We start from the raw sequence: 15338 nt of genomic DNA on the forward strand, positions 1-15338 counted from the left end.
ATTCCGCAGGGAAACAAACCGATAGGATCCGCCTTATGCGCCGTTCCAAAATCGTCTGCACACTGGGCCCCGCCGTCGACTCATACGAGCAGCTGAAAGCGCTCATCGAGGCCGGTATGAACGTGGCCCGCTTCAACTTCAGCCACGGCACCCACGCCGACCACGAGGAGCGGTACCACCGCGTCCGCCAGGCGTCCGAGGACACCGGCCGCGCCGTGGGCGTGCTCGCCGACCTCCAGGGCCCCAAGATCCGTCTGGAGACCTTCGCCGAGGGTCCGGTGGAGCTGGTCCGCGGTGACGAGTTCACCATCACCACGGAGGACGTCGCCGGCGACAAGTCCATCTGCGGGACCACGTACAAGGGCCTGCCCGGAGACGTCTCCAAGGGCGACCAGATCCTGATCAACGACGGCAACGTCGAACTGCGCGTCGTGGAGGTGGACGGCTCGCAGGTCAAGACGATCGTCGTCGAGGGCGGCGTCATCTCGGACCACAAGGGCATCAACCTGCCGGGTGCCGCCGTCAACGTCCCGGCCCTGTCCGAGAAGGACGTCGAGGACCTGCGCTTCGCACTGCGCATGGGCTGCGACATGGTCGCCCTCTCATTCGTCCGTGACGCCGCGGACGTCAAGGACGTCCACAAGGTGATGGACGAGGAGGGCCGCCGGGTCCCGGTCATCGCCAAGGTGGAGAAGCCGCAGGCGGTCGAGAACATGCAGGACGTCGTCGCGGCGTTCGACGCGGTGATGGTGGCGCGCGGCGACCTCGCCGTGGAGTACCCCCTCGAGCGCGTCCCCATGGTGCAGAAGCGCCTCATCGAGCTGTGCCGCCGCAACGCCAAGCCGGTGATCGTGGCGACCCAGATGATGGAGTCGATGATCACCAACTCCCGCCCCACGCGCGCGGAGGCGTCCGACGTCGCCAACGCGATCCTGGACGGCGCGGACGCGGTCATGCTGTCGGCGGAGTCGTCGGTCGGCGCGTACCCGATCGAGACGGTCAAGACGATGTCGAAGATCGTCGCCGCGGCGGAGGAGGAGCTCCTCTCCAAGGGCCTTCAGCCTCTCGTCCCCGGCAAGAAGCCCCGCACGCAGGGCGGTTCGGTGGCCCGCGCCGCCGCCGAGATCGCGGACTTCCTGGGCGGCAAGGCGCTCATCGCCTTCACCAAGTCCGGCGACACGGCCCGCCGACTGTCCCGCTACCGCGCCGAGCAGGCGATCCTCGCCTTCACCACGGACCAGGACACCCGCAACCAGCTCACGCTGAGCTGGGGCGTCGAGTCCTTCCTTGCCCCGTTCGTGGAGACGACGGACGCCATGGTCGACCTGGTGGACGCCGAACTTCTGAAGCTCCAGCGCTACAACGCGGGCGACATCATGGTGATCACGGCCGGCTCGCCTCCGGGCGTCCCCGGCACCACGAACATGGTGCGGGTGCACCACCTCGGCGGCAGCGAGCGCGACTGACGCTCCGCCTCACCCTTCCCTGAGCGGCCTCCGATCCAGCCCGGGTCGGAGGCCGCCCTGCGTTGCGCACGCGGAAAAGATATAGGGGTACAGTTTACAGAACTGTACCCCTATATCTCTGGGCCGAGGTGAACATGCTGCTGCAAAAGCCGGAGGAGATGTTCGACCGGGAACACGAGTGGTCCGCGCTCTCCCGGTTCATCACCGATGCGCAGCCGGGCGCCACGCTGGGCGTGGTCTCCGGACGACGCCGCCAGGGCAAGACGTTCCTCCTGGACGCCGCCTGCCGGGCGGGCGGCGGTTTCTACTTCGGTGCGACCGAGGCGACCGACGCCGAGTCACTCCGGCGGATCAGCTCGGCACTGACCGAACACGCACGGCCCGCCGCTCCGTACCACTTCGCCAACTGGTCCGAAGCCATCGACGCGTTGTTCGCTCTGGGCTCGGACGGACCGGTGCCTGTGGTCCTCGACGAGTTCCCCTACTTGGTGAAAGCCAACCCGGAGCTTCCGTCGATCATCCAAGAGGCGCTGCGCCCACTGCGCGCGGAGCGCACCAACTCCCGCACGCGGCTGTTGCTGTGCGGCTCGGCCTTGTCGTTCATGGGCAAGCTGCTCTCGGGGAACGCGCCGCTGCGCGGTCGCGCAGGGCTGGAACTCATCGTCCGTACGCTCGATCACCGACTCGCGGCGGACTTCTGGAACATCTCGGACCCGCGTCTCGCCCTCCAGGTCAACGCGGTCGTCGGCGGCACGCCCGCCTATCGGCGTGAGTTCGCACGCGGCGACAGCCCCTCCGGCCTCGACGACTTCGACGACTGGGTCGTCCGTACGGTACTCAATCCAGAGACCCCGCTCTTCCGCGAGGCCCGATACCTCCTCGCGGAGGAACCGGACCTGCGTGACACCACCCTGTACCTGTCCGTCCTCAGCGCCGTAGCGGACGGGAACGCGACGCGCGGCGGCATGGCCGGCTACCTGGAACGCAAGGCGACGGACATCGCGCATCCGATCACCGTCCTGGAGGACGCCGGCCTTCTCCACCGGGACGCCGATGCCTTCCGCGAGAACCGTCCCGCCTATCGGATCGCCGAACCACTGATCGCCTTCTACCACGCCATCATGCGACCCGTCTGGGACCAGTTGGAGCGCCCCGGCAGTGCGGCCCGTGTCTGGCAGGCAAGCCGCCGCCGCTTCGCGAGCAACGTCCTCGGACCGCACTTCGAACAGGTCTGCCGCGAGTGGACCCTGCACCACGCCGACCCCGACTGGCTGGGCGGTCTGCCGGCCCGCGTCGGCCACGGCACCGTCCACGACGCGGCGGCGCGCAAGGGCCACGAGGTCGATGTCGCGGTCGTCGGTATCCCCGAGGGCAGCGGCAAGCCACCGCTGCTGGCCATCGGCGAGGCGAAGTGGAACGACGAGATGGGCGCGGCACACGTACAACGGCTGAAGCACGTACGGGACCTGATCGCCCGTGCGGACCGCTTCGACACCACGCGCACGCGGCTGCTGTGCTTCAGCGGGGCGGGCTTCAACAACAAGGCGCGTGCCGCCGCGGGGGCGTCGGGGGACATGGGACTGGTCGACCTCGGGATGCTGTACGGGAGGTCCTGAACCGCCCCCGCCGAGATCGCGGACTTCCTGGGCGGCAAGGCGCTCATCGCCTTCACCAAGTCCGGCGACACGGCCCGCCGACTGTCCCGCTACCGCGCCGAGCAGGCGATCCTCGCCTTCACCACGGACCAGGACACCCGCAACCAGCTCACGCTGAGCTGGGGCGTCGAGTCCTTCCTTGCCCCGTTCGTGGAGACGACGGACGCCATGGTCGACCTGATGGACGCCGAACTTCTGAAGCTCCAGCGCTACAACGCGGGCGACATCATGGTGATCACGGCCGGCTCGCCTCCCGGCGTCCCCGGCACCACGAACATGGTGCGGGTGCACCACCTCGGCGGAAAGTCCCGGAGCTGACCTTCCGCCTCCCCTGCCGCAGGGCGGCCCCCGACCCTTCCGGGTGGGGGGCCGCCCTCTTCTCGGCACCGGCCGCCTCCTGGCCCGAGCCGGATGTATCAACTCCTTGACACAGTCCTCCAGTTGAGGAAGTGTATTAATAGACTGATACACCTGATGGGGCCGAGCGGACCACGAAAGGGGGCAGGCATGTCTGCTGCCACGACGACGGAAGACACCTGGCGGACCTGGATCGACACTCTCGTCCGATGGGCCGGCGCGGCCGCCGGCATCGCGGTCGGGGTGTTCGTCGACTTCAGCCCGGAGCCGGATGTCCAACTCCTGTACGCGTTCCCCGTGTTCGGCCTGTCCGTGATGGCCGGCGTCCTTGTGGCCGATCTCATCGCCCGCCCCGGACGGGACTGGATACGGGTGGCGGAAGTGACGCCCCGCCGCGTCCGCGACCGCATACCCCGCGCCCTCACACTGTTCGTCACCGCGCAGACGGCGATCCTCACGGTGCTCGTCGTCATCTCCGCGACCACGGCGTCAGCGGACTCCAAAGGCCGCTCCGGACGGGCTCTGGCCGTTGAATGCCCGGCCGGGTCCCAGCTTCTCAGCCCCTGGCCCGGCCTCTACTACGCCTGGCCCGCGCTGGGCGGTGTCGCCCTCGGCACGCTCGCCTGCGCACTGCTGCTGCGCCGTGTGACCCTGCGTCCCCAGCCGGAGGACCAGCGCCGGGTCCAGGCACGCGCGGCAGTCGGTGCCTGGGGCGTGCTGGTGACGGCTCCGCTGTTCGCCGTCTCGTCCACAATGGCGGTCGTCGTACTGAGCCTGGCCTGCGGAGGCGCGGCGAAACTGGCCGCCCTGGCGGCACTCGCCCTCACCGCCTTCACCTCCGCACTGACCGGCTGCCACTGCCTGGGCGTCCTCCTGATCCCCACGGCCTACACGAAGGCGAGGCCATGAGCACCGGCGGAATCCGCATCGTCGTCAACCACATGAGTCCGACCCCACCCTACGAACAGGTCCGGGCGCAGCTCGCCGACCTGATTTCGGTGGGCCGGCTCCGTCAGGGCGACCGACTCCCCTCCGTACGCCAGCTCGCCTCCGACCTGGGCCTGGCCAACAACACGGTGGTCCGCGCCTACCGCGAACTGGAGTCCGCCGGCCTGGTCAGAACCCGCCGCGGCTCGGGCACCCAGGTCGTCGCACCCGCCTCGATCTCCGACTCGAAGGCGAAACTCGCGGAACAGGCCCGTCTGTTCGCGACGGCGGCCAGGCAGCTCCACGCCACGGACGAGGAGGCACTGGCGGCGATCCGGCACGCACTGGCGTCGACGGAGAGCTGCTAGGGCTTCGGTCGGCGCCCTGAGGCACCGCCCCTGCCCACCGGTTCTCGGGTGCTCCACCGGGTCGGCGCGACGGCATGAACGCCCGGCGGCTTCCGAGCCGGTGAACCCGTGAACCGGGAACAGCTGTGGGCCGCACCCCCCTGAACGGGTGCGACCCACAGCGTTTTCGCGGCTCCCGGTGGTCCTGGGTCAGGAGTTCCCGCCGGTGAAGTAGTTGTGCAGGCCGGGGACGGTGAGCGTCCCGCCGAACTGGCCGGCCTGGGTGACCTTCACGTCGGTGAACATCGCGAAGGGGACGTTCAGCGGCGGCGGGGTCTCCGGGCTGAACGTGATCGGGATGATCCCGAACAGGTTACCCTTCAACTCCTCCGTGTACATGGTGACTTCGCCGTCGCGAATGGTCGATGTGGACCCCTTGTCGGCCTCGACGTGCGTCGTCGTGCCCATGGGACCGACCACCAGCTGGTGCAGGTCCTTGATGTCCACGCCCGTCGCGGTGAACTTCAGGACCTTCTTGGTCTTGCCGCTGCCGGTCCTCACCTCGACGATGCCGTGGTAGTCCAGCCCCCTCAGGGTGAGCATCGAGCTCTCGAGGATCCACGGGTCGTCCGGGAGCAGCGGCAGACCGGGCTCGGCCTCGGCGGCCGCCAGGGCGTCCGGGTCCGGGGTCGGGCACGGGAAGCGCGGCTTGGCACCTTCCGGGATGTCCTCGTCCTTCTTGGGGTCGAGACCCTTGACGTCCTCGTCCAGCTCTTCGACCTCGACGCCGGCCTTCTCGGCAGCGTCCTTGATCGCTTCCTTGGTCTTGTCGACGGTTCCGTCCACGAGATCGCCGGGCTTGTCCGTGAGCTCGTCGGCGGGCGCCTCGGAAGGCTTCTCCGCCGGCTCCTCGACGGGCTCGGTCGCGGTGTCGCTCGGGGACGGCGTCTCGGACGGCTCACCCTTGAGCGCGTCGCCCACACCGTCGAAGAAGTCCTCGATCTTCTCGCCGACGCCCAGCGGGTCGAGCGGGTTCTTCGTCTCGCCCGCCGACGGCTCCGGTGCGGGCACCTTCGGCTCGGATCCGGCCACGGAGGAGGACGGGCTCTCGCCCGGCTGCGGCAGCAGCTCGTCGGCACCCGTACCGGTTCCGGACGTCGCGCTCGGCGTCGGCTCCGGCTTCGCGGTCTCGCTCGGGGACGCCGACTCGGACGGCTTCGGTGACTCGGAGGCGGACGGTGAGGCGGATTCCGACGGCTCGTCCGAGCGGGTCACGCACGGGCCGGGCGCGAACGGGATCTCCTTGTCGTCGGCCAGGGCGAGCTTCGGCGTGAGCCCCATCCCGACGAAGACGGCCGTGGGCATCGCGGCGAGGGCGATCGCCTTGCTCGCGGGCATGTGAAGCTTTGTCAGCAGCGACTTCCTCGGGGCGGCGTGCCGCGGCCCTTTTCTCTCCCGCGAGCCGTCGCCGCCCGCGGTCGCGGTCAGCGGTGGTGTCACGTCACCCGGCACTGTTCCTCCCGCCGTTGCCTTCGGTGTATGTCTCGTGCGTGTCCGTGCCCCGGCCGTCCCACTGCTCCGGCACGGCGGAGGCCTCGGCCTCGTCGGCCCAGAGCGGATCCTCGGCCGCGGGCGCGGGCGCGGGCAGGACCGTCTTGGCCGGAACCCACGACAGCGAGAGCGCACCGCCGGTGAGGGAGAGGACGAACCCGACGATGAAGCCGCCCATGTTGGCGATCGGAAGGGAGACCAGCGCCAGGAGAATCGTGGCCACGCCTGCGAACACCCGCACGATGTGCTGGAACCACATCGTGAGACCCAGCGTGACCAGCAGCACGCCGATGATCAGCGAGCCGGCCCCCGCCGTCGTCTGCATGGCGAGGTTCATGTGGCCGATTTTGAAGGTCGCATACGGGAAGTAGGCGATGGGGATCCCGCCGAGCAGGGTCAGCAGACCCGCCCAGAAGGGCCGCTGCCCCCGCCAGGTACGGAAGTTCCGCCGAAGGACGCGGGTGTAGTGCTCGTCCCGCCCCTGTGACACTGCAGTCTCGGCGCTCATGGAAAACAGCTCCCTGGTACTGGCGTTGCTGTGTGAAGAGAGTGGCGGGCGGGCGAAGCTGCCAGAGTTTCACCCGCCCGCCCGGACGGGGCTACCGTCAGTAGCACTCGACCTTGGGGCCGTCGCCCTTGTGCAGGCGCATGCTCAGACCACTGAGCTCGAAGGTGCCGGCGGTCGTCGCCCACGCCTTCTGCTTGACGCCGGTCAGCTCGACCTCATCCGCCTGCTGGGCGAACCCGTTGGGGAGGATGGAGGTGTCCTTGACCGCCGGGCCCTTGCCCGCGGGGCCGGGGCCACCTGCCGGGTTGTCCGTGTCCTTGGCCGCGACGCCGATGTCGATGTTCTTGAACTTGGCGTCCGCGTCCAGTTCGGACACGTCCAGGTAGAGCTTCTCGGCCTGAACGTCGGTGCCCTTGTCACCGGCGGTCAGCCTCAGCGTGATCTTGCCGACGAACGGCACGTCGGTGACGACCGACTGGCACATGTTGGTGATCGACGCGTTCTTGAAGGTCGAGATCGCAACGGGGTGCGCGACCTTCTCTTCACCCTTGAGGTCCTTGTACCCCATGTCGACGCCGCCGTACTGGGAGAACCCATGTCCGACGAGCTTGCCGGTGGTGACCTTGAACTCCTGGCCGGACACCGCGAAGGACGCGGCGAGCGCCCCCTGTGCCAGGCCGACGCCTATCGCGGCCGTCGCGGCCACGCTCGGCACCATGACAAGGGCGAACCGCTTCCATCTGGTTCCACCACGAGCCATAGACTCCATGACTTTCCTCCTTCTCGGACGTACATCTCCGGTCCGGGCCTCGGCCCGTCCTGGGATGGGAGAAGTGCTACGTCCTCGGGAAGGAGAGCGCCTGCTCTTTCAGGCGCGCTGAGCGTCCGAAAAACACCGGCGATCACCCCCGAGCGACAACCACTGGTCGCGCCTGACTCATCACGCACAACCTGCCGGACAGGCCCTGCCGGTCTGTAGCAGGAACCCCCCTGTCCGCGGTCGACGCCGTCGGCGTCGACCGGCTCGGTGGGGACCCAAGGTGCCGCGGCACGGCTGGTGGCCGGGCTGGTGCGGTATTGGACCGAGCGTCGCCGATCGTTGTCCATTCCAGGCCAGGGCACAAGGGGGTTCGTTACTGGGCAGTAACGGCCGCATAACCACGGCGCGACCGCGCGATGTCGCGCGAGCACGCTCGGTACCACCGACCCGCCACACAGAGGGGATGAAAGTTGTTGATAACCGGACAGAAACAGCGCGCTGTTGTACTCGGAGTAACCCGAGGTTCGGTTTACCAAGTTTTGGCAAAGCCGCGTCGCGAATTGTCACTGTGTCGCCAAAACGGCGGTGACGCCGCGTCAGCGCCACCGCCGCATTTCCGTCAGAACGGGACTCTCAGGACACCCTTGTCATAACGGCTGTCAATGAAGCGTCAACCAAACGCACCAGAGGCGCCGACGAAACATTCAGGCCACCGGAGAAAAGCTTCAGAAGAGCACTCGCGCGAGGGCCTGCCGCGCCGTCGTCACCCTGGGGTCGTCGGGACCGACCACCTCGAAGAGCTCCAGCAGTCGCACCCGCGCCGCGTCACGCTCGTCCCCCGCCGTGCGCCGCACGGTTTCGACGAGCCGGCCGAAGGCGTCCTCCACATGCCCGCCGACCAGGTCCAGGTCGGCCGCGGCGATCTGGGCGGTGGCATCGGCCGGGTTGTCGGCCGCTTCCCGGCGCACCTTGGCCTGGTCCATGTCCTTGACGCGGCCCAGCAGTTCGGCCTGCGCGAGGCCGAGCTTCGCCTCCGTGTTGCCGGGATCGTCCGAGAGCACGTTCCGGTAGGCCTGGACCGCACCGCCGAAGTCGCCCGCGTCCAGGGCCTGTACGGCCGCTTCGAGCAGGGCGTCGTACGGGCCGGCGGGAACGGGGGCCTCGGCCGCGTCGTCCGACGCCTCCGCGTCGACCGCGATGCCGGTCAGACCGAAGCGCTCCTCCGCGACCTGCACGAGCTGGTCCAGCGTCTGGCGGATCTGCGCCTCGGGGGCCGCACCCTGGAAGAGGGGCAGCGCCTGGCCGGCCACCACCGCGAAGACCGCGGGGATGCCCTGGATCCCGAACTGCTGCATCAGCATCTGGTTGGCGTCGACGTCGACCTTGGCGAGGACGAAACGGCCGTTGTACTCCCTGGCGAGGCGCTCCAGGAGCGGGCCGAGCTGCTTGCACGGCTCGCACCACTCGGCCCAGAAGTCGATGACGACCGGGACCTCGGTGGAGCGCTGCAGTACGTCGCGCTCGAAGCTGGCTTCGTCGGTGTCGATCACCAGGGCGGCCGGGGGGACGGCGCCGCCGCCACCCTGCCGGGCGGACTCGGCCCTCGCCTGCTCCGCCTTCGTCTTGGCCTCGTTGGCCGCCTTCACCGCGGCGAGGTCGACGACGCCGCTCATGGACATGTTCCTAGGCTGCATGCGTACATCCTCCCCCTTCCGCGCGCCCATGTGAAAAAGTCGGCGCCAGGTCCCCACCTTGGCGCCTTGTGGCTGTCGCGACGAGCCGGTCATGGCTTTCGCTACGGGTCGTAGCGTATCTGCAGGGGTCCATGCGTGTGAGGGCATTTCCGGTGAGCTGCCTCACAGCCGCCATTCTCACTACCGGCGGGTATGGTCGCGGGCATGTCCAGCAGTACCCGCCCCGAAGCCCCGCGTACCGGTCGTACGGGACGTCCTCGCAGCGCCGAGGCCGATGCCGCGATCCTGGAGGCGACCCGCGCCTCCCTCGTCGAGCTGGGCTGGTCGAAGCTGACCATGGGGGACGTGGCCGCACGCGCGGGGGTCGCCAAGACCACCCTCTACCGCCGCTGGGCGAACAAGAACGAACTGGTCGTCGACGCGGTCGCCGTCCTCTTCGACGAACTCGAACTCCCCGACCGCGGCAGCCTGGCCGCCGATGTCGAGGGCGTCGTCCTGCAGTTCGCCGAACTGCTCGAACAGCCGGAGACGAAGACCGCCCTGATGGGCGTCGTGGCCGAGTCGACGACCGACGAGGCCCTGCGAGGACGCGTCCGCTCGGCGATCGTGGAGCGGCAGAAGCGTCTCGTCGTCGAGGGCCGCAGACGCGCACAGGCCCGCGGCGAGCTGCCGTACGAGGACGATCCCCGAACGGCGGCCCGCAACACGGACCTGATCTTCGACGTCGTGGCCGGCGCCGTCGTCCACCGGACTCTCGTCAGCGCGGAGCCGGTGGACGCGGAGTGGGCGCGCCTCTTCACCGTTCTGCTGGTGTCGGGGCTCCGCTCCCTGGCCGCCTGACGCGGCGGGGCGCTCAGAAGCCGGGCGGCTCCGTGTAGACGCCCCACTCGTCGCGCAGGGCGTCGCAGATCTCGCCCAGCGTGGCCTCCGCCCGTACGGCGTCGAGCATCGGGGCGATCATGTTGGAGCCGTCGCGGGCGGCGGCCAGCATGGCGTCGAGCGAGGACCGCACGAGCGCGTCGTCCCGACGGCCCTTGCGCTCGGCCAGCGCCCGCACCTGCTCGCGCTCGACCTCGTGGCTGACCCGCAGGATCTCCAGGTCACCGGTGACCGAACCGGTGGCGGTGTTGACGCCGACGACCTTCTTGTCGCCCTTCTCCAGGGACTGCTGGTAGCGGAAGGCGGACTCGGCGATCTCGCCCGTGAACCAGCCGTCCTCGATGCCGCGCAGGATGCCGGAGGTGATCGGACCGATCGGGTGCTGCCCGTCCGGATGCGCCCGGCGGCCCCGCTCCCTGATCTGGTCGAAGATCTTCTCGGCGTCGGCCTCGATGCGGTCGGTGAGCTGCTCGACGTACCACGAACCGCCCAGCGGGTCGGCGACGTTCGCGACGCCGGTCTCCTCCATCAGCACCTGCTGCGTGCGCAGCGCGATCTCGGCGGCCTGCTCGCTGGGGAGCGCGAGGGTCTCGTCGAGTGCGTTGGTGTGCAGGGAGTTGGTGCCGCCGAGGACCGCGGAGAGCGCCTCGACCGCCGTGCGCACGACGTTGTTGTACGGCTGCTGGGCAGTGAGGGAGACACCGGCGGTCTGGGTGTGGAAGCGCAGCCACTGCGCCTTGTCGGTCTTCGCCCCGTACACCTCCTTCATCCAGCGCGCCCAGATCCGGCGGGCGGCGCGGAACTTGGCGATCTCCTCGAAGAAGTCGAGGTGCGCGTCGAAGAAGAAGGACAGTCCGGGCGCGAAGGTGTCGACGTCGAGGCCGCGGGACAGACCCAGCTCCACGTAGCCGAAGCCGTCGGCGAGGGTGTACGCGAGCTCCTGCGCGGCCGTCGCGCCCGCCTCGCGGATGTGGTAGCCGGAGACCGACAGGGGCTTGTACGCGGGGATGCCCTGCGCGCAGTGCTCCATCAGGTCGCCGATCAGCCGCAGATGGGGCTCCGGCTGGAAGAGCCACTCCTTCTGCGCGATGTACTCCTTGAAGATGTCGGTCTGCAGCGTGCCGTTGAGCACCGCCGGGTCGACACCCTGGCGCTCGGCGGCGACCAGGTACATGCAGAAGACCGGGACGGCCGGCCCGGAGATCGTCATGGAGGTCGTCACGTCGCCGAGCGGGATGTCCTTGAACAGGACCTCCATGTCGGCGGCGGAGTCGATGGCGACACCGCAGTGGCCGACCTCGCCGAGCGAGCGCTGGTCGTCGGAGTCGCGTCCCATGAGGGTCGGCATGTCGAAGGCGACGGAGAGCCCGCCGCCGCCGGCGGCCAGGATCATCTTGTAGCGCTCGTTGGTCTGCTCGGCGTTGCCGAAGCCGGCGAACTGGCGGATGGTCCAGGTCCGGCCGCGGTAGCCGGTGGGGTGCAGTCCGCGGGTGAAGGGGTACTCCCCGGGCCAGCCGATGCGCTCGAAGCCGTCGTAGTGGTCCCCGGGCCTGGGCCCGTAGACGGGCTCGACCGGATCCCCGGAGAGCGTGGTGAAGTCGGCGTCCCGCTTGCGGGCCTTGTCGTAACGGGCCTGCCAGCGTCGGCGGCCTTCCTCGATCGCGTCAGCGTCCATACCCCCGAATTTACTAGGACGTCCTAGTAAATGTCGATGGCAAAGCGCCGCGAGCCCCGCCCGCGGCGCTGTGAGACGTACTACGCGCCGGCCGTCGCCGCCGCGGGCTCGCCGGCGATCAGCGCCCGCGCCTCCCGCGTCACCTTCGGCTCGACGAAGAACGAGGCGAAGGGAATGCAGCCCGCGGCCAGCACCCACAGCAGCTTGCCGAACGGCCACTTCGCCTTGGAACCGAGGTCGAAGGCGAAGACGACGTAGACGATGAAGAGCACACCGTGGATCTGTGAGATCAGCATGGTGTCGCCGGTGTCGAACCCGTACTTCATGACGATGGCCCCGGTGAAGACGAGCAGCCAGACGGCGGTGAGGTAGGCCATCACGCGGTAGCGGGTCAGCACATTCGCTTTCATGGCATCGAGCGTAGCCGGGCGCGGGGTGCGATCTTCGCGCGGGTCGAGTGACCTACTTCTCGTCGAAGTCCGCCGCCGACACCCGCAGCGGGCGCAGCATCGCGAAGATCTCCGCGCACTCCTCCGCGTCGTACGCGCCGAGGCCGAAGTCCATGGCCATCAGGTCGCGGGTGGCCGCCTCGACGACTTCACGGCCCTTCTCCGTGATGGAGGCGAGGGTGCCGCGGCCGTCGTTCGGATTGGGCCGCTTGTCGACCAGGCCGGACCTCACGAGCCGGTCGACCGTGTTCGTGACCGACGTGGGGTGCACCATCAGCCGCTCGCCGATCTTGGACATCGGCAGTTCGCCGGCCTTGGAGAAGGTCAGCAGCACCAGCGCCTCGTACCGCGCGAAGGTCAGCCCGTACGGCTTGACCACGGCGTCGACCTCGGCGAGCAGGATCTGGTGCGCGCGCATGATGGACGTGATCGCCGCCATCGACGGCACGGGCCCCCACCGCTGCTGCCAGAGTTCGTCGGCGCGGGCGATGGGATCGAAGGGAAGGCTGAGCGGCTTCGGCACGGCACGACCTTACCGACTGGTCACATGGTGGTCAGCCCCGTCTCGCCTTTCGGTCCTCCGATCCTTCGATCCGATGATCCTGCCGCTCCGCGGCGGCTCAGGCGGGTCGGGCCGCTCGGAGCACCTGACGCCTTGACGCGGTGGGTGTCAGCGCTGCGGGGACCGCTCCACGGGGGCCCGGACCGCACCCGGTACGACCGATCCGGGCCCGAAAGCCGCCGAGCCCCCGGCCGCGGGGCCGGGGGCTCGGCGTCAGAAAGGGAAATCAGCCGGCGAGGTGGCGTTCGACGGTGTCGACCTTGGAGGTGAGGCCGTCGGTCACGCCGGGGCGGATGTCGGCCTTGAGGACGAGGGAGACCCGCGGGGCGCGGGCCTCGACCGCGGCGACGGCGCGCCTGACCACGTCCATCACCTCGTCCCAGTCCCCCTCGATCGAGGTGAACATCGCGTCCGTGCGGTTCGGCAGACCCGACTCCCGCACGACGCGGACCGCCTCGGCGACGTACTCCCCCACGTCCTCGCCGACCCCCAGGGGTGTGACGGAGAAGGCGACGATCACGCGTCGACCGCCTTCTCGTCACGGGCGCGGGAGGCGGTGACGGCGTCGGCGGCCTCGCTCTTGAGCCTGCGCTCCGCGAAGAAGCCGCCGAAGGGCAGGACGGAGAGGACGAAGTAGAGGGCCGCGGTCTTCAGGTCCCACTTGGTGCGGTTCCAGGCGTCGAGCCAGAAGAGCACGTAGAGGACGAAGAGCAGACCGTGGATCGCGCCCATCACCGGGACCGCGTTGAACTCCGTGGTGCGCTTGAGCACCGAGCAGACGAGCAGCAGGAGGAACGAGACGGCCTCCGGCGCGGAGACGAGGCGGAGGCGGTGGAGGGAGGAGGCGGTCTTGATGTCCACGGGTCACCTTCGTTGGTGAGGGAGGGTCGGGGGGCACGGATCTTGTGAATGCATGCACAATCTCGCGCACCATTGTGGCAGGCCATTTTGCGAACTCTTTGACAGGGTCCGCGTCCGCGGGAGTCCGGATCCTCCCCGAGGACGCTGTTCGGGGCCGGTATCAGCGGATAACGTCGGCCCGTGGCAACGTTCCGGCTCCAGGGGAGCAAGGTGCTCGCGGTCGACATGACCGGCGACGCCGTAAAAGCGAAGAACGGGTCGATGGTCGCGTACGACGGCCAGATGGCCTTCAAGAAGATGTCCGGGGGCGGTGAGGGCATCCGCGGGATGGTCACCCGCCGGCTCACCGGTGAGCAGATGACGATGATGGAGGTGAAGGGGCAGGGCACCTGCTACTTCGCCGACCGGGCGAGCGAGATCAGCCTCGTCCAACTGCACGGCGACAAGCTGTACGTGGAGTCCAGCAATCTGCTGTGCACCGACGGCGGGCTGCGCACCGGCACGACCTTCACCGGGCTGCGCGGGGGCGCCACCGGCAACGGCCTCTTCACTACCACCGTCGAGGGCACCGGCCAGGCCGCGATCATGTCGGACGGCACGGCGGTGGTGCTGCGGGTGACCCCGCAGTACCCGCTCTCCGTCGACCCCGGCGCGTACATCGCCCACCAGGGCAATCTGCGCCAGGACTTCCAGTCCGGCGTGACGTTCCGCACGTTCCTCGGCGAGGGCGGCGGCGAGGCGTTCCAGATCCGCTTCGAGGGCGACGGGCTCGTCTACGTCCAGCCCAGCGAGCGCAACACCCTCGGGGGCGACGTCTGATGCCGTTCCGTGAGATCAACTCCAAGATGGTCGAGGCGACGGTGACGCCCGGCCAGAAGATGTTCAGCCAGCGCGGGGCGATGCTCGCCTACAAGGGCGAGGTCAGCTTCACGCCGAACATGACCGGCGGTCAGGGCGGCCTGGCGTCGATGATCGGACGACGCGTCGCGAACGAGGCCACGCCGCTGATGACCGTGGAAGGCAGCGGCACGGTGATGTTCGGCCACGGCGGCCATCACATCCAGGTCATACAGCTGACCGGCGACACCCTGTACGTGGAGGCCGACCGGCTGCTCGCCTTCGACGGCACTCTCCAGCAGGGCACGATGTTCATGGGCTCGCAGGGCGGCGTCATGGGCATGGTCCGCGGGCAGGTGACGGGCCAGGGCCTGTTCACCACGACCCTCAAGGGGCACGGGGCGGTCGCGGTCATGGCCCACGGCGGCGTGATCCAGCTTCCGATCGCACCCGGGCGCCCGGTCCACGTGGACCCGCAGGCGTACGTCGCCCACCACGGCGACGTACGGAACAAGCTCTCCACCGCGCTCGGCTGGCGCGACATGGTGGGGCGCGGCTCCGGTGAGGCGTTCCAGCTGGAGCTGAGCGGCAACGGTGCGGTGTACGTCCAGGCGTCGGAGGAGAAGCTGTGAGTTCCCTGAGTCAACCTCTAGGCCGCCAGAGGTGTCTCCGTGCCTTGTTTGATCTTGTTGTTGGTTCGGTGGATCTCGGGGTTGTAGCAGGTTCCGGTGTGCCAGCAGGCCCACATCACGCGCAGCCAGGATCGGGCGAGGATGCGGGCGGCGTGGGGATGGCGTTTCTTGTCCGCCC

At 69.0% G+C, this 15338-nt stretch carries 16 protein-coding genes and 1 pseudogene; 8 read left to right on the forward strand and 9 right to left on the reverse strand.

All coding sequences use genetic code 11. From position 1 onward, the window contains the following. Positions 1-35: 35 nt before the first annotated feature. The 5 genes and pseudogenes from pyk to ACFYV1_RS31170 all read left to right on the forward strand — a co-directional run bounded on the left by pyk (position 36) and on the right by ACFYV1_RS31170 (position 4773). Positions 36-1466, forward strand: a complete 1431-nt coding sequence (gene pyk / locus ACFYV1_RS31150) for a pyruvate kinase (protein WP_389398966.1) — start codon at positions 36-38, stop codon at positions 1464-1466. A 140-nt stretch (positions 1467-1606) separates the two neighbouring features. Further along, entirely contained in the window at positions 1607-3082 is a 1476-nt protein-coding gene (locus tag ACFYV1_RS31155; RefSeq protein ID WP_389398990.1) for an ATP-binding protein, read from the forward strand. Positions 3083-3085: 3 nt separating this feature from the next. Continuing rightward, positions 3086-3439 (forward strand): annotated as a pseudogene (locus ACFYV1_RS31160) (pyruvate kinase alpha/beta domain-containing protein); the annotation flags it as partial. Positions 3440-3628: 189 nt separating this feature from the next. Continuing rightward, a complete protein-coding gene (locus ACFYV1_RS31165) occupies positions 3629-4387 on the forward strand; it encodes a hypothetical protein (RefSeq protein ID WP_389398967.1) in 759 nt (252 codons plus the stop codon). Next, entirely contained in the window at positions 4384-4773 is a 390-nt protein-coding gene (locus ACFYV1_RS31170; protein WP_389398968.1) for a GntR family transcriptional regulator, read from the forward strand. Before ACFYV1_RS31165 ends, ACFYV1_RS31170 begins: the two co-directional genes overlap by 4 nt. A gap of 189 nt (positions 4774-4962) precedes the next feature. On the opposite strand, the gene ACFYV1_RS31175 is transcribed toward ACFYV1_RS31170, so the two are convergent. The 4 genes from ACFYV1_RS31175 to ACFYV1_RS31190 form a co-directional block, all read right to left on the reverse strand. After that, a complete protein-coding gene (locus ACFYV1_RS31175; protein ID WP_389398969.1) occupies positions 4963-6264 on the reverse strand; it encodes a hypothetical protein in 1302 nt (433 codons plus the stop codon). Then, entirely contained in the window at positions 6254-6811 is a 558-nt protein-coding gene (locus tag ACFYV1_RS31180) for a DUF6114 domain-containing protein (RefSeq protein WP_389398970.1), read from the reverse strand. Before ACFYV1_RS31180 ends, ACFYV1_RS31175 begins: the two co-directional genes overlap by 11 nt. A 97-nt stretch (positions 6812-6908) precedes the next feature. After that, positions 6909-7580, reverse strand: a complete 672-nt coding sequence (locus ACFYV1_RS31185; RefSeq protein ID WP_389398971.1) for a DUF6230 family protein — start codon at positions 7578-7580, stop codon at positions 6909-6911. A 716-nt stretch (positions 7581-8296) separates the two neighbouring features. Then, the gene (locus tag ACFYV1_RS31190) at positions 8297-9265 is read right to left on the reverse strand and encodes a tetratricopeptide repeat protein (protein WP_389398972.1); all 969 of its coding nucleotides are present in this window, start codon (positions 9263-9265) and stop codon (positions 8297-8299) included. Between the two features lie 192 nt (positions 9266-9457). Here ACFYV1_RS31190 and ACFYV1_RS31195 point away from each other — a divergent pair, with 192 nt between their 5' ends. Next, positions 9458-10105 carry a TetR/AcrR family transcriptional regulator gene (locus tag ACFYV1_RS31195; RefSeq protein WP_389398973.1) on the forward strand — a complete coding sequence of 216 codons (648 nt, stop codon included), beginning with the start codon at positions 9458-9460 and terminating at the stop codon, positions 10103-10105. Between the two features lie 13 nt (positions 10106-10118). On the opposite strand, the gene ACFYV1_RS31200 is transcribed toward ACFYV1_RS31195, so the two are convergent. From ACFYV1_RS31200 to ACFYV1_RS31220, 5 genes are all read right to left on the reverse strand, one after another. Next, positions 10119-11819 (reverse strand): methylmalonyl-CoA mutase, encoded by a 1701-nt coding sequence (locus tag ACFYV1_RS31200; protein WP_389398974.1) that lies wholly within the window; start codon positions 11817-11819, stop codon positions 10119-10121. An 80-nt stretch (positions 11820-11899) separates the two neighbouring features. Continuing rightward, a complete protein-coding gene (locus tag ACFYV1_RS31205) occupies positions 11900-12229 on the reverse strand; it encodes a DUF3817 domain-containing protein (RefSeq protein WP_389398975.1) in 330 nt (109 codons plus the stop codon). 52 nt (positions 12230-12281) lie between these two features. Continuing rightward, positions 12282-12791 (reverse strand): MarR family winged helix-turn-helix transcriptional regulator, encoded by a 510-nt coding sequence (locus tag ACFYV1_RS31210; RefSeq protein WP_389398976.1) that lies wholly within the window; start codon positions 12789-12791, stop codon positions 12282-12284. Between the two features lie 265 nt (positions 12792-13056). After that, on the reverse strand, positions 13057-13350 hold the full coding sequence (locus ACFYV1_RS31215; RefSeq protein WP_389398977.1) for an MTH1187 family thiamine-binding protein: 294 nt from the start codon (positions 13348-13350) through the stop codon (positions 13057-13059). Then, on the reverse strand, positions 13347-13691 hold the full coding sequence (locus ACFYV1_RS31220; RefSeq protein WP_389398978.1) for a DUF3817 domain-containing protein: 345 nt from the start codon (positions 13689-13691) through the stop codon (positions 13347-13349). Before ACFYV1_RS31220 ends, ACFYV1_RS31215 begins: the two co-directional genes overlap by 4 nt. A gap of 180 nt (positions 13692-13871) precedes the next feature. Between ACFYV1_RS31220 and ACFYV1_RS31225 the strand changes: the two genes are divergently transcribed. Continuing rightward, positions 13872-14510, forward strand: coding sequence for an AIM24 family protein (locus tag ACFYV1_RS31225; RefSeq protein ID WP_389398979.1), 639 nt, complete (start codon positions 13872-13874; stop codon positions 14508-14510). Then, complete coding sequence (locus ACFYV1_RS31230) at positions 14510-15160, forward strand: AIM24 family protein (RefSeq protein WP_389398980.1); 651 nt, start codon at positions 14510-14512, stop codon at positions 15158-15160. Before ACFYV1_RS31225 ends, ACFYV1_RS31230 begins: the two co-directional genes overlap by 1 nt. Positions 15161-15338: the final 178 nt, after the last annotated feature.

It is taken from the genome of Streptomyces sp. NPDC003023 (assembly GCF_042888225.1).
GTDB lineage: Bacteria > Actinomycetota > Actinomycetes > Streptomycetales > Streptomycetaceae > Streptomyces.

What these genes read in the sequence shown, in the direction of transcription:
- ACFYV1_RS31170 (WP_389398968.1), top strand. Translation starts at nt 4,384, where the DNA reads ATGAGCACCGGCGGAATCCGCATCGTCGTCAACCACATGAGTCCGACC.
- ACFYV1_RS31205 (WP_389398975.1), bottom strand. Translation starts at nt 12,229, where the DNA reads ATGAAAGCGAATGTGCTGACCCGCTACCGCGTGATGGCCTACCTCACC.
- ACFYV1_RS31230 (WP_389398980.1), top strand. Translation starts at nt 14,510, where the DNA reads ATGCCGTTCCGTGAGATCAACTCCAAGATGGTCGAGGCGACGGTGACG.
- pyk (WP_389398966.1), top strand. Translation starts at nt 36, where the DNA reads ATGCGCCGTTCCAAAATCGTCTGCACACTGGGCCCCGCCGTCGACTCA.
- ACFYV1_RS31185 (WP_389398971.1), bottom strand. Translation starts at nt 7,580, where the DNA reads ATGGAGTCTATGGCTCGTGGTGGAACCAGATGGAAGCGGTTCGCCCTT.
- ACFYV1_RS31195 (WP_389398973.1), top strand. Translation starts at nt 9,458, where the DNA reads ATGGTCGCGGGCATGTCCAGCAGTACCCGCCCCGAAGCCCCGCGTACC.
- ACFYV1_RS31190 (WP_389398972.1), bottom strand. Translation starts at nt 9,265, where the DNA reads ATGCAGCCTAGGAACATGTCCATGAGCGGCGTCGTCGACCTCGCCGCG.
- ACFYV1_RS31180 (WP_389398970.1), bottom strand. Translation starts at nt 6,811, where the DNA reads ATGAGCGCCGAGACTGCAGTGTCACAGGGGCGGGACGAGCACTACACC.
- ACFYV1_RS31200 (WP_389398974.1), bottom strand. Translation starts at nt 11,819, where the DNA reads ATGGACGCTGACGCGATCGAGGAAGGCCGCCGACGCTGGCAGGCCCGT.
- ACFYV1_RS31165 (WP_389398967.1), top strand. Translation starts at nt 3,629, where the DNA reads ATGTCTGCTGCCACGACGACGGAAGACACCTGGCGGACCTGGATCGAC.